Source organism: Anaerosporobacter faecicola (genome assembly GCF_012070565.1).
Lineage (GTDB): Bacteria > Bacillota > Clostridia > Lachnospirales > Lachnospiraceae > Anaerosporobacter > Anaerosporobacter faecicola.
On sequence record NZ_JAAQRO010000004.1, the window covers coordinates 20,359 to 34,772 of the forward strand.

12 protein-coding genes and 4 tRNA genes are annotated in these 14,414 nt (G+C 37.1%); all 16 read right to left on the reverse strand.

All coding sequences use genetic code 11. The features are described from left to right. Window positions 1-4: 4 nt before the first annotated feature. The 16 genes from HBB17_RS02030 to spoVT all read right to left on the reverse strand — a co-directional run bounded on the left by HBB17_RS02030 (window position 5) and on the right by spoVT (window position 14,120). Window positions 5-77: transfer RNA gene (locus HBB17_RS02030), tRNA-Phe, on the reverse strand. A gap of 101 nt (window positions 78-178) precedes the next feature. Continuing rightward, window positions 179-262, reverse strand: a tRNA-Leu gene (locus HBB17_RS02035). Between the two features lie 6 nt (window positions 263-268). Continuing rightward, a tRNA-Tyr gene (locus HBB17_RS02040) sits at window positions 269-350 on the reverse strand. Between the two features lie 144 nt (window positions 351-494). After that, the gene (locus HBB17_RS02045; protein ID WP_238483653.1) at window positions 495-2,609 is read right to left on the reverse strand and encodes a glycoside hydrolase family 13 protein; all 2,115 of its coding nucleotides are present in this window, start codon (window positions 2,607-2,609) and stop codon (window positions 495-497) included. Window positions 2,610-3,394: 785 nt separating this feature from the next. Beyond that, window positions 3,395-5,329, reverse strand: a complete 1,935-nt coding sequence (gene ftsH, locus HBB17_RS02050) for an ATP-dependent zinc metalloprotease FtsH (protein WP_167955334.1) — start codon at window positions 5,327-5,329, stop codon at window positions 3,395-3,397. A gap of 49 nt (window positions 5,330-5,378) precedes the next feature. Next, the gene (gene hpt, locus HBB17_RS02055; protein WP_167955312.1) at window positions 5,379-5,903 is read right to left on the reverse strand and encodes a hypoxanthine phosphoribosyltransferase; all 525 of its coding nucleotides are present in this window, start codon (window positions 5,901-5,903) and stop codon (window positions 5,379-5,381) included. Window position 5,904: 1 nt separating this feature from the next. After that, window positions 5,905-7,488, reverse strand: coding sequence for a tRNA lysidine(34) synthetase TilS (tilS, locus tag HBB17_RS02060; RefSeq protein WP_167955314.1), 1,584 nt, complete (start codon window positions 7,486-7,488; stop codon window positions 5,905-5,907). A gap of 76 nt (window positions 7,489-7,564) precedes the next feature. Further along, window positions 7,565-9,904 carry a stage II sporulation protein E gene (gene spoIIE, locus HBB17_RS02065; protein ID WP_167955316.1) on the reverse strand — a complete coding sequence of 780 codons (2,340 nt, stop codon included), beginning with the start codon at window positions 9,902-9,904 and terminating at the stop codon, window positions 7,565-7,567. 365 nt (window positions 9,905-10,269) lie between these two features. Beyond that, a tRNA-Met gene (locus HBB17_RS02070) sits at window positions 10,270-10,343 on the reverse strand. A gap of 130 nt (window positions 10,344-10,473) precedes the next feature. Then, entirely contained in the window at window positions 10,474-10,767 is a 294-nt protein-coding gene (locus HBB17_RS02075) for a septum formation initiator family protein (protein WP_167955318.1), read from the reverse strand. 41 nt (window positions 10,768-10,808) lie between these two features. Then, a complete protein-coding gene (gene yabQ, locus HBB17_RS02080; RefSeq protein ID WP_167955320.1) occupies window positions 10,809-11,330 on the reverse strand; it encodes a spore cortex biosynthesis protein YabQ in 522 nt (173 codons plus the stop codon). Window positions 11,331-11,364: 34 nt separating this feature from the next. Next, complete coding sequence (yabP, locus tag HBB17_RS02085) at window positions 11,365-11,649, reverse strand: sporulation protein YabP (RefSeq protein WP_167955321.1); 285 nt, start codon at window positions 11,647-11,649, stop codon at window positions 11,365-11,367. A gap of 87 nt (window positions 11,650-11,736) precedes the next feature. After that, the gene (locus tag HBB17_RS02090; RefSeq protein WP_167955323.1) at window positions 11,737-11,976 is read right to left on the reverse strand and encodes an RNA-binding S4 domain-containing protein; all 240 of its coding nucleotides are present in this window, start codon (window positions 11,974-11,976) and stop codon (window positions 11,737-11,739) included. 159 nt (window positions 11,977-12,135) lie between these two features. Beyond that, window positions 12,136-12,411 (reverse strand): HU family DNA-binding protein, encoded by a 276-nt coding sequence (locus HBB17_RS02095; RefSeq protein WP_167955325.1) that lies wholly within the window; start codon window positions 12,409-12,411, stop codon window positions 12,136-12,138. Between the two features lie 41 nt (window positions 12,412-12,452). Next, window positions 12,453-13,298 carry a nucleoside triphosphate pyrophosphohydrolase gene (gene mazG / locus HBB17_RS02100; protein WP_167955326.1) on the reverse strand — a complete coding sequence of 282 codons (846 nt, stop codon included), beginning with the start codon at window positions 13,296-13,298 and terminating at the stop codon, window positions 12,453-12,455. A gap of 273 nt (window positions 13,299-13,571) precedes the next feature. After that, window positions 13,572-14,120, reverse strand: coding sequence for a stage V sporulation protein T (gene spoVT / locus HBB17_RS02105; RefSeq protein WP_167955328.1), 549 nt, complete (start codon window positions 14,118-14,120; stop codon window positions 13,572-13,574). Window positions 14,121-14,414: the final 294 nt, after the last annotated feature.

Sequence of the window (14,414 nt, forward strand, 5' to 3'; positions counted from 1 at the left end):
TAAATGCCCAGAGCCGGAATCGAACCAGCGACACGAGGATTTTCAGTCCTCTGCTCTACCGACTGAGCTATCTGGGCATGCCCTTTTGAGTAAACCAATGATGCAAGCAACAAATTGTAAATTCTACAACCTATTGTTATAGCTACGTGCCCACAATCTACATTCAGATCAAACTGAATGCCGGCGACCGGACTTGAACCGGTACGGGTTTGACCCCGCAGGATTTTAAGTCCTGTGCGTCTGCCAATTCCGCCACGCCGGCATGTAATGGAAGGAGAAGGATTCGAACCTTCGAAAGCGTAGCTAACAGATTTACAGTCTGCCCCCTTTGGCCACTCGGGAACCCTTCCATATTTGCTCTGACAAGATATTATTATAGCAGATTTTTTTTATATTGCAAGTATTATTTTTGAATTTTTTTAATTTTTTTAATTTTCTTGTCTATAAACAAAATTTACCTATTTAACGCGTTGTCATGTACAACTAAACCCCTGTTAAAATGTATCAATTGTCTTAACGATCGCTGCTGATTCTGGCGGCATGTTTATCCTAACAGTACCACTTTCTACAGGATACATCTTCGCCTCAAGACTATATCCATCACGATTTGTCTGAATTAAACGAACCAATCGATCTGTATCGAGTATACCGACTTGCCATACTGGAATATCAATTGTCTGTTCCTGTGGCATGTTATTCACTACAATCACTAATTGATCCTGTTCATCAAATCGTCCAAAGGCGAAATAATGATTTCCACCACATAAGAAGATCATGGAACCAGTCTTTAATGCTGTGTAATTTTTGTGAATATGAATGAGTTCTCTATGAAGTGCGATCAACCCTTTATCTTCATGTCCCCATGGATACGTACGCCGGTTGTCTGGATCCGTCCAGCCACATACCCCTGCTTCATCACCATAATAAATAGTTGGTGCACCTGGCCAGGTCATTTGTACAACTACTGCTTCTCTCATAATCGCCTTATTTACGCCATAATTCGCTGTTTCCGGACCATTGCTTGCCGTTCTCCCTACTCGTCGATTGGTACGGGTTAAGAAGCGGGAATGATCATGATTGGACAACTCATTCATGGCTACCAATAAAGATTGGGTATTAAATCGTGTCATATGATGGCTCATAGACCCATAGAAGGATTCATAATGGCCAAATAGGTCTTCTCTACATTCATCGCTATGCTTTTCAATTCCAGTAAAGAAATAGGTTAGGGGTTCCATAAATGCATCATAATTCATAACAGTATCCCATTCGTCTCCTTGTAGCCAAGAACTTGGATCTCCATAATGTTCTGCTAAGATAATTGCATTGGGATTTGCCTCTTTCACGACCTTACGGAAATCCCTCCAAAACTTGTGATTGTATTCATTGGAATGGCCCAGATCTGCCGCTACATCCAAACGCCAGCCATCAATGTTGTAAGGAGGTGACACCCATTTTTTTGCAATGTCCATAATGTATTGATGTAACTTAGGGGATTCCTCATAGTTAAGCTTTGGTAAAGTATCATGTCCCCACCAGCCATCATATCGATTATTATATGGCCAGTTTCCATCACGGAATTTGAAAAAAGTACGGTAAGGACTGTCTGCAGATACAAAGGCACCCTTCTCATATCCTTCCTGGTTTTCATAGATACATTCCTTGTCTAACCACTTGTTAAAAGAACCACAGTGATTGAAGACACCATCTAATATGATTTTCATGCCTCTTCGATGTATTTCTTCTACTAATTCCACAAACAATGCATTACTAGCCTCTAAGTTCTCCTTAGCCGTAACACGGTTAATATACCTTGTAGCATGTTGATTATTGGTATCTCCTTGTTGAAGCAGTTCTCCATCATCTTTTATAATCCTACCAAAATGGGGATCAACATAATCATAGTCCTGGATATCATACTTATGGTTCGATGGAGATACAAAGATTGGATTTAAGTAAATGGCATCGATTCCAAGATCCTGCAAATAATCTAATTTCTTCATAACACCTTGCAAGTCTCCACCATAGAACTCACGAACTCCCATTGCCAGTGGATACTTATTCCAGTCGTTTACTTTGCTGGTTCCTTCACCAATATAACTGTATTCCTGATCTAAAACATCATTGCTTGTATCACCGTTACAGAAACGATCCACAAAAATCTGATAGATTACCGCTCCCTTTGCCCAATCTGGCGTTTGAAAATTAGGCATAATTACAAAATTATAATTATTCTGTACTTCATTCATAACACCTTTACGGTTATAGTAACAGATAAAATGTCCACTACGAATTTCAAAATAGTATTCTACTTTTTCATTTTCTAACTGAATGGTTCCTTCATAATAATCAAATAATTTATCATGATCCACTTTCACCATCTCTACTCTGCTGTATGTTGAGATGATATAGACGAGATCAACGTTTTCCCTTGCAGTACGAAACCGTATCCGCACCATATCGTTAGCCATAGGTTCTGCTGGTATTCGATACTGCTTTGTGCCATCCGAAAACAATGCATCTAAATTAATGACGGGTGCCACATGTTCTATATATGCATTCAGCTTTTCATATTTAGTTAATTGATTGTAATTCATATTAAAATTCATATACGAAAGCTCCTTTTTCTCTTATGGTACCAAGTGAAATGGCACCTTTTCACTATCTTGTATTGCTATTCAGGCAACCATCTTTGCCCTCATCCTATCTTATTCTAATATACATAATTTCATGATACAAGGGTCAAAACGCCATTTTTTCGTGCTAGTTGAAAAAACATGACTTTATGACCTGCAAACACGAAAAATATCCGACACACTTCACCACATGTAACAATTATTCATTTGGAGATAATAAAAGAGGACAGCCATCCGATCTGCTGTCCTCTTTTGGAGAAGGTATTTTTGTTACTTATGGGGTGTAGCAAAAACTATATAATGTATTGGGGTTTACGTGTATTAGTATAGCATGGCACCCAGGTTAAGTGTGCATAAACATTTATTTATTAAATAACTTTTTTTAGCAATTTTGACAACCCATTTTTAGGAATATATAAAATTCTCTGTGCTGAACTACCATTATTTTCATGTAAAGCATGCTAGCTTTTGATTTCTCCCATTTTTTGCTAGAGAAAACCTCTTATTGTAACTCAAGAACAAAGTGTACTTCGTACACTCTCGCGTTAATATCTACTTCAAAAGTACGAAGACTTTCCAATTAAATAAAAAAAGACAACCTGCTGGTATCAAGTAACTCGTTGGAACTATAAAAGTTACTTGATCCGCTTTCATTGTCTTTTCTAAATTGTATTAAATTATCATACAAATTCAAAAGCATTTGTATATCATGTAACCCTGATACACACGACTTTTGATATCTTTGTCTCATTAATTTATTATTCTTGTGTATCGGTAGGTTCTACCTTTGTCTCTGTTTCTGTTTCTATTTCTGTTTCTGCTACTTGGTTTTCCTCAACCAATGCTTCCTTCTGATCGTCAGTTGTAAGATCTTCTGTTGGAACGATACCAAAAAGACTTTCAAACTCTGCACGGTTGATTCGTTCCTTTTCAAGAAGCATTGTTGCACAAGAATGTAAAATATCGATATTGTCGGTTAAGATCTTCTTTGCTTTATCGTAGCAATCTTCAATAATCCTCTTCACTTCTTCATCAATTGAACGTGCTATCTCTTCGCTAAAGCTCTTTGTATGACCGAAATCTCTTCCAATAAAGACTTCATCATCATCATCATTATCATAGTTTACTAATCCAAGGGATTCAGAGAAACCATAACGTGTTACCATAGCTCTTGCTGTCTTCGTTGCAACTTTAATATCTTGTGATGCTCCTGTTGTAATATCATCAAAGATCATCTCTTCAGCAATACGACCACCAAGGCTAACAATAATATCTTGGGTCATCTTTCCCTTTGTATTAAACATCTCATCTTTTTCAGGAAGAGGCATTGTATACCCTGCTGCTCCATTGCCTGTTGGAATGATGGATACCGTATAAACAGGTCCCACATCAGGTAATACATGGAATAAAATTGCATGACCAGCTTCATGATAAGCGGTAATTCTCTTTTCTTTTTCAGAAATCACACGACTCTTCTTCTCTGCTCCAATTCCTACTTTGATGAAGGAACGATTGATATCTTCCTGTGTAATAAATGCACGATTTACTTTTGCTGCATAGATTGCTGCTTCATTAAGTAAATTCTCAAGATCTGCTCCAGTAAATCCAGCTGTTGTTTGTGCAATCTGTTTTAAATTAACATCCTCACCAAGTGGTTTTCCTTTTGCATGAACTCCAAGAATCTCTTCCCTTCCCTTCACATCTGGACGTCCTACTGTAACTTTTCGGTCAAAACGACCTGGACGTAAGATTGCAGGGTCTAATATATCTACACGGTTTGTTGCAGCCATAACGATGATTCCCTGGTTTGCTCCAAATCCGTCCATCTCTACCAACATCTGATTCAAGGTTTGCTCCCTTTCATCATGTCCGCCACCAAGACCCGTACCACGACGTCTTGCTACCGCATCAATTTCATCGATAAATATAATACAAGGGGAATTTTTCTTTGCCTCCTCAAATAAATCTCTAACACGGGAAGCACCCACACCGACAAACATTTCAACGAAATCAGAACCGGAGATACTAAAGAAAGGAACGCCTGCTTCTCCTGCTACTGCTTTTGCTAATAAAGTTTTACCAGTTCCCGGAGGTCCTACAAGTAAAACACCCTTAGGTATTCTAGCTCCAACCTGTAGATACTTCGCAGGTTCTTTCAAGAAATCTACAATTTCTCTTAATTCTTCCTTCTCTTCATCAAGACCCGCAACATTCTTAAACGTGGTCTTTTTATTCTCATCCGTGGTCATCTTCGCTCTACTCTTACCAAAGTTCATAACCTTTGAGTTGCCACCACCACCAGAAACTTGACTGGTCATAAATGAGAATAATACGATTATTACGATAAATCCTAATATATATGGCAACAATTGCATAATCCAACTTGGTCGGTCTACATCATGTACTTTTGCATTGTACCCATATTCCAATGATAAGTCTTCAATCTTACTGGTATCTGCAACGTAGAAACTAGCATTGGATTTATTACTATCACTAAAGGTTACCTTAACCTGACCGGTTGGAACCTCTTCATTCATGTACACATCGATGGATTTAATCGTCTTCTCTTTCAAGTCTGCAGTAAATTGTGACAGACTATATGATTCGGTACTTACTTTATTCAAGCTATCCGATAATAACATCGCAAATACAATGATCGCAAGAATAATGGCATAGAAACCAAGTCCTTTCATCTGCTTCTTCAAAGCAAAACCTCCCTTCTTCGTTTAACTCCCGTTTTTATTAATTGTTCTCTACTACTCCTATGAATGGTAAATTACGATATTTTTGTGCATAATCCAATCCATATCCAATTACGAATTCGTCTGGAATATTAAATCCTACATAATCTACCTTTACATCAGTTACTCTTCTTTCTGGCTTATCTAGAAGAGTACATAGACGAATACTATTTGGTTTTCTGGATTCTAATAATTCAATAAGATAACTTAATGTTCTACCAGAATCAATGATATCTTCAACAATAAGAACTTCTTTTCCTTCAATTGCTTCGTCAAGATCTTTCACGATCTTTACACGACCAGAACTTTCTGTTCCATCTCCATAACTTGAAACAGACATGAAGTCCATTGTAACAGGAACGGTGATTCTTTTTGCTAATTCGCATGTAATGAACACGCCACCTTTTAGTACACAAATTAAATGAATACTTTTCCCAGCATAATCTTTGCTGATCTGTGCACCTAGTTCCCTAATTTTCTTATCCACTTCTTCTTCACTAAGTAATACTCTTATCTTGTCTTCCATTTCATTTTCCTCCAAATAAATAAACAATAAGTATTGTTCTAGTACTTTCACTTATCTTATATGCTTCACTGATTCGTGAACCTGGTATCCACATAATATGACTACCATCTGCCAATAACGGGATATGACTACGTTGCTCTCTTGGAACTTTTTGATCCACCAAAAGAGCTTTCAGTTTTTTTGTTCCATTATATGCATTGATCTGCATATAATCACCTTCTCGCCTGGTACGTAATTGAACAGCATTTTTTATTTTATCATAATCAAAGCATTTCGTATACCCATTTCTAGCATTTATCATACTTTTTTTATATTCTTCATAGAATTTTGATTGATTACTCAACTGCCTAATAAAATCAGGTACCACATTCTCATTAGTATCCCAAATTGTATCCATTTTATCCTGTAAAATAGATTGGAGTGTATCTTCAACAGGACAAATTGCATAAGTAATTTGATACTCTTCTGACGAAAGCAACCCTGGAATCTTTAATTTACCAAAAGATTGTTCTATGGATACTTCCTTTTGTAAAATTAACAACTCCAAAGATTCCTCTACTACTGGACGTTGTGTCTGCCGTATTGCTTCTAATTCAACCTTTCCCATCTGCTCCTTCATGCAGATCATCAAGTCTTTATAATCATTGTATGCTACCATACCATAGGGTAAATCTACTTTTTTTCCTACACCTTTTGTTACCAAATTGCAGATTTCTTCAATATGAACACGCTCAATGTCTTTTAATTTCCCTGCTAATTCCTGAAGAATATGACGGACCATTGCTTTCTGTATAACAGGATCTTCTCTTTGAAAGGCAGCAAGTTCCACATGATAGATGCCAGATTTAATTTGGACGAGCCTATTATAACAAATAATTTCCTGTTTTTCTATAAATTCTTCCACTTCTGTAAGCATTTGTGCTGTTTTTACCATATGTGCCACTGCCTGCTTGTTAATATGCTGTTCCAAATACGGCATAATATCAAGTCTGATACGATTTCTAGCATAAACCGTTTCAAGATTCGTCTCATCGGTCTGGTATGCAATTTTTCTATCCTTTAGATAAGCCTCAATCTCTGCTCTTGTAACCATAAGCAGTGGACGAATAATATGTCCTCTTTTCGGCGGAATAGAAGTTAATCCGGTTATCCCACTTCCTCGAGCTAATTGGAATAACATTGTCTCCGCACAATCATTGCTATTATGCGCAACGGCGATCACATCACAACCATAAAGCATTCGAATCTCTTCAAACGCTTTATATCGTACTTCTCGTCCTGCCTCCTCTTCCGACAGATGTTCCTTCTTAGCAACCTCTTTCACGTCCTCTTTAATGCAATGGAAAGTCACTTGATTTTCTGCACATAATTGCTCCACATATCTCTGATCCCGATCTGCCTCTTCTCCACGAATCATATGATTCACATGAACAACATATAGCGTAAGATCATAACTTTCCCTTAATGCAAGCATAACAAAGAAAAGGCATACGGAGTCTGCTCCACCAGAGACTCCAAGTACTACCTTTGCCTTCTTTGCCAGCATATGATTTGCATCGATATATTGTCGTACCTTATTCAGCATGGTATGTTCCTCCAGATCCTATAACACTTTATCCTGTATTCTATACTGCTGTATCCAAAATAGCAAGTCTCCTTTCCTAATATTTCTTCCATACCCCTGCAACAAGTACTGTCATATCATCAACCGCCTGGTTATCACTGAATTCCATTGCTTTTGTTAAAATCTGATCCGCCATATCCTGTGGGTTTGTTGTTTTTATACTTAAGATGATCTGTTCCATCTCCTTTTCTTTTTCATCGCCCTGAATACAATCCAATACCCCATCTGTTACCATGATGATAAAGTCTCCATCGTATAATTTTTTTGATACTCCATCAAAATCCACATTCTGAAACATTCCTACTGGAAGGGTTGTGGAACAAATGCTCTCCACCCAATGATCCCGTTTAATAAATGTTGTTGATGCACCTATCTTAATAAAATCACAGATTCCTGTATATAGATTTAAAATACTCATATCCACGGTAGAAAACATTTGGTTCTCGGAACGGCTTACCAAGATGGAATTAATGAGCTTTATTGCGGACTCTTCTTTAAACCCTGCGTCGATAAGTTGCTCCAATAACTCCACCACGGATTCACTTTCTTCACAAGCTAATTTTCCACTGCCCATTCCATCTGATAAAGTCAAGATCATGTCTCCCGTCCCCAACTCCATCATAGAGAAATTATCTCCTGATACGCTCTCTCCAACTCTAGGAACTTTTGCCACTCCCGTTAATGTTTTAAATGCGGTATCTTCCACAAAGACGTATGTCTCATAATCTTTGGCCAATATATTCTTGCTTCCTTCTGCTGGCTTTACCTTCTTTCCAATCACATTACTTACCAAACTTGCTGTTTCCTTTGTTGTAATGCATCTTCCCTTTGTTGTTCTAGCTACAACATAGATATCCTGTCTCTTATTCCTTTTTTCCATAATGGATATCTGCTTTACCTGAATATGATTCAATTTAAGTTGATTGATAATTCTCTGCTCCTCCACGCCATTTACCAAGAGTGTGTCACTAAGATCCTTTGAAAAATCCTCTATAATCTTTGCAACCTCTCCTAATTGACTTGCAATAGCTTCTCTGCTTTCTGCCATTCGATTGGTCCAATTGAGATTCACTTTCGCTATTTCTAAGCTCCGGTTGGTTTCTGCTAAAAATTCCTGTAAATTAATACAACGACTTGCAAAAGAAATCGGTACATCGGATTCACAAATGGCTCCTGTCTGTTCCACCGTATTCAATATACTGAAGGTAGCTTTATATGTATCATAAAAATCACTTTTCCAGCAAGTGTTACAATTGCTGCAGTTCTTACACAAACGATCTGATAATTCATCAAAGATCATATCCACTTCCTGCCTGCTTAAGGAGGTTTTCGTATCCGACATTGTATGAAAAGTACTGGATAACTTTTGAAAGGATTCTGCAAATCCCCGTAATTTCTGCCTGGTCATATTCTGGATATTCTGTTCTATAAATTGAAGTTCCATCCTTCGGTCTGTCTTTCCTTGAACACGGCGCATCATTCCTCTTGGTAACAGCAAGAAAAGAATAACACAAGATACAAGGGCACCTACCTGAATGGTTGTAATCAGAAATTCCTCGTACAGATAACTGGCAGAAACAATTCCTACACTATATGCAATAGCCGTTGGTAACCGTCCCACTTCCCGGAAGATTCCTACTAAGATTCCAAGACAACACATAACCGCTATAATGGGTAGCAAATCCTCTTTCCACGTCATCCCTGCAATATTCATATACTCCCGCAAAGCAATCACAATGCCGCATACTGCTCCCGTAATTGCACCAGCTCCAGCTCCGTACTTATATCCCATGAGTAAGATAATGAAAAACACGGTTGTCTTGAACAAGGAGAATTGAAGTCCACCAAGATCCGGCAAGCCATAGATTACTAAGCCTGCTAATAACACCATACTGATTAATTGCTCATTATCCATTGCCTGTCCCAATTCACTATAGAGCAGGAACTTTATTGGACGAGAGAATATCATTGCCAAACACACAATCAAAACTGCTTCCAATGCTAGATAAATTAATTGCTGTTGTTGTGAGGGATACGTAAAGAAATACTTTGTGGCCGTAATTCCTGCGGTAATGATAGCTGCGATAAATGCATATGCCACCAATGGAATCGGTTTGTTCTTATTTCTGTTTTCAATCAGGTTTCCTACGATTGCTAAGACGATTATCACAAATGTATATTTGACGGCTTCAACGGTTGGTAATACGAGTGCTGATCCAAGCGCGACTCCAATCAATAAAAAAGGCCTCATGGTCTTTTCTATAAATGCTGCTGTAAAATATGCAATTGCAATAGGATTCATGGATAAAAATTGTGCTTGGGATACCATAAATCCAATAAGAGTAATTGCAATGCCTCTCTTTGTAATACCTTTCATACACTACACTTCCTTTTCTTAATTTGGCTGTCAATCCGAAATTATAGAAGCAATTGTATGAAATGTTTGTCAAATCAATGGTCGTGATTTCAAAAAGTTTATGACATTATCTCCATCGTATCGGCATCCGACTCGAATGTAGGGAGCTCACAGGATTTAAGAAATTAAAATACAGATTCTAAGTTAGCTCTTATTTGATTATTAAGGGAACTCATTTGTTCTTCTAAATGCATTCTAATCCAAAGGATATACGGAAAGACGAAGCCTTGGTCCCTTGGCTAAAACTGAATTTGCATCCATAGTAAGATTTCTTAGATAAACACAAAAAAACCAGAACATCAAGAAAATGTTCTGGTTTTATTAAATAGCGGAGAACGGATTTGAACCGCCGACACTGCGGGTATGAACCGCATGCTCTAGCCAACTGAGCTACTCCGCCGCACTGACAAAAACTATTATACTGAATGGGAATCTAAATGTCAACTACTTTTTTGAATTTTTTTATTAATTTGTTCAATTCGAAATATTATCTTCTTTATTAGCGTTCCCATTCTTTTCATAACTATGCATTATTGTTGTGGGTCGAATACAATCTCATTCTTGTAGACAAGACCTAATTTTTCTCTTGCTACTTCTTCTATGTATTTCTTAGTCTGTACATAAGCTCGTTTTTCTTCAATTTCTTCTGATCGTTCTGCTTCAGCATCAATTTGTTCTTGTAGACTTTGCTCTTGCTCCAGATAGGACAGTCTTTGTTTATCCAGTTTTTCTTTCTGATAAAAGATCACGCCACAGATCATCATTACCAGAAACACCGTTGATAATAAACCTGTCCTTTTTTTTGTTTTTCTACCGATGATCATATTCTACCCTTCTTTCTATATCAATGAATTGGTATCTTTCCTTATTTTTTCGTTACTGATATTTTAACCGTTTTTGCAGTATTTTTCAATTGTTTTACAGAACTCTTTCCTACTTTTTTCATTTTATTAGTCACTTTGTGATTTACTTTTGCCGCTTTTCCTGAAACAGCACGAAATCCTTTTGCTCCCTTTCGAAAGAGAAAGGCAAATGGACGAAAGATCACGTGTAAAAGTTTTCGAATTCCTTTTATAATCGTCTTAAGGAGCCATGTAATGCCCTTTACCACCAAACGACTAAGCAACTGATTATAGATAATCATTCCAAGGAGCATTCCAAGGATTGCAAACCCTCTAATCGTTCCATTGTTCTTCTCATAAATCATCAAAAAGATAACAATACTTGCTACAATCCAAAATAGCAAATCCTCTACTGCTATAAAAAATGCTTTATGCGGAACAATCCTTCGAATTATACGAATGCTATCATACACAACTAGCAAAAGGATACCGTAGAGGATTGACGTCAAGAAAAACTGTACCTCTAAATTAATGATCTCTGTCATGGGGGTCTTCTCCTCTCTTTTTATGATCTATTCATTACTTGAATAGTCTTCCAAAGAAGGATTCCCCACTCTTGGAATATCCTCCATCTGAGTAAGTAAGGCTGTCTACTCTCCCGTCTATATCTACTTCCCCCTTTTCCAAGGTAAGTCGATTTACATGAAGTTCATCTCCACGGATCATTAAGATTCCCTGTTCTGTTTCTAATAAGATTTCATTGGCATCAAAAGAAAGAACATCATTAACGCCTGTAATAATTGCACTTTTACGACTTGTTAATGATAACTTATGACTTGATCTTGGTAATTGCTTCTCTTCCATAAAAACAACCTCCTACTATACCCATACTAGTGTTTTTTCATTTACTATAAGTATATTAGGAGGTTTATAAAATCATGCACATTGCTTCTAGAGATAACGGAACAATTCTTTTGCGTCATCCTTTTTTACCGTTTCTTGTACATCAAGGATTTCCACTTTTACTTCTTTGTTACCAAATGCGATTTCAAGGATATCGCCTTCTTTAACATTAGCAGAAGCTTTCGCTGTCTTTCCATTGATCATAACCCTGCCAGCATCACAGGCTTCATTAGCAACGGTTCTTCTCTTAATTATTCGAGAAACCTTTAAAAATTTATCTAATCTCATATCATAACTCCTTTTCACTATGGCACTTCAATAATTTTTACTTGTGCGAGTGCGCATCCCCCGGAGGGTTTATATACTAAGAAAGTCGGAAGTCTTTCCTAGTATATAAAAAAAGTTGCTCCTCACAGAGCAACTTCATTATTAATTATTTACACTTAATTAAGCATTAATTACGTCTTTTAAGGCTTTTCCAGCTTTGAATTTAGGAGATTTTGAAGCTGCAATCTTCATAGTTTCTCCAGTTTGTGGATTTCTTCCTTCTCTAGCTGCTCTCTCAGAAACTTCGAAAGTACCGAATCCTACTAATTGGATTTTTTCGCCTTTAGTTAATTCTTCTGTAACTACGTCGATAAATGCTTTTAATGCCTTTTCGGAATCTTTCTTTGATAATTCTGTTTTTTCTGCAATTGCTGCAACTAATTCTGTTTTGTTCATGGATAAACTCCTCCTCTGAATAATTGTTATTACTAAAAAAGTTATATAATTCGTCCCCATAGAGCAGTCTGCTCATCTATGGACATATCCTTAAGATGCTTGCCTTCTCCTTCAGCGAGCCGTTCAACACCTATAAATCTATTTATAAACTTATCTGTAGCATTTGTCAAGGAATTTTCAGCATTTATTCCTAATTTTCTTGATAAAACCGTTACTAAAAATAGCAGTCTTTCAAAATTTTCTTCAATATGAGACTGATTACCTATTGCATAGGCATTTTTCATGTCGTTTAATGTCGAATTAAGTACATTGAAAACGCTTTCTGTACTGGGTGCATCCACCCCTATCTTGGATGCTTTTTTTTGCACTTTTGTAGCCCGGATGAGTGCTGGAAGTGCCTGCGCTACTCGTAACATACCATCTTCAATCGTCTCTTCTTTTTTCTCCTCTACTTTGATTGCTTCCCAATTTCTTAATACGGTAGCACTATCCTCTGCTTGGACATCAGAAAAAACATGAGGGTGCCGATGAATCATCTTCTTGCTAATCTCTGTTGTCACTTCATCCATGGTAAATTCCTGGCTTTCCTCTGCTATAACGGTATGTAGTACAACTTGAAGTAGAACATCTCCTAGCTCTTCTCTCAGATTTGGGATATCCTTTTTATTAATTGCATCGATAGCTTCGTAACATTCTTCCAACATACAATTACGCAAGCTTTCATGGGTCTGTTCCCGATCCCAAGGACAACCATGTTCACTTCGAAGTTCCCGTATGATGTCTACAAAGTCTTCAAAACAATAGGTATCTTTCCTGCAATCAATCGTCTTATTCTCTTTCTTTTCTTTCGTATATGAATCCATTTTTTTCGTAAGCTCTATATCCATGGTAAGACCCTCCCTTGTATCTTTATACGTATTACTTTTTAAAAGTTCTCCTGTGAAAAATGATTTTACGCTTTCAGATGAATAATCAAGTATATTGATTCACTACTTACTACGGGTACCTTTGCATTTCTACAATGTAATTATTATAATGTCATATATCTGATTTTATGACTTTCATAACCTAAGTACGCTCATATTCTTCAATGAATGAATATTCTTGATTATTCGTCCTTTGCTTGTATCAAATGATTTGTACAGGAAGCTTCGATGTACTTACTGCTCCATCTGTCTTCCAAGGAAATTTGATGCTGTAGCAGCAAGCTTAATCTCCACTTCTCCTAATTTTGTTTTTGCATCCTTTGTAAGTATAATCACTGCACCAATGGCATCACCTTCGCAGATGATCGGGCTGATTACTTCTGAAGTAAAGTCTCCATCTTCCTCACTTCCAACTTTTATGAAGGATTTATCTTGAGAACTAGCAGAAATGCTTTCTCTTTCATTCACCGCATCCTCTAGTTCTTTACTAATCTGTTTACCTATAATATCTTTCTTTGTGGTACCTGATACAGAAACAAATTGATCTCGATCTGTAATAAATACCACATGTCCTGTAGTTTGAGCCAATGCATCTCCATATTGTTTCGCAAATTGACTTAATTCACCAATTGGAGAATACTTTTTAAGTATGATCTCACCTTCTCGATCCGTAAAAATTTCAAGAGGATCTCCTTCACGAATTCTAAGTGTTCTTCTAATCTCTTTTGGAACTACAACTCTGCCTAGATCATCTATTCTTCTTACTATACCAGTTGCCTTCATAAAATTTTCCTCCATTTAATGTAATATCATCATCAAATTTTCTAGTGATATTGATATTATTTGTTAAATGGAGGAAATTATACATTTTTTAAAACATTTTCCTAAGTATTTTGTTAAACCAAGGGTCACAAGGTCATGTTTTTCATGCTTGCATGAAAGAACAGGAATTTGTGACCCGCTAAAACATGAGAAAGTAGCCCTTTTGGGGCGGATTTCGAATGTTTTTTCGGATTGTGGGAGCACCTAGTGCGGAACAATCCGATAGGTTTAACACTTCACAAGGTCATGTTTTTC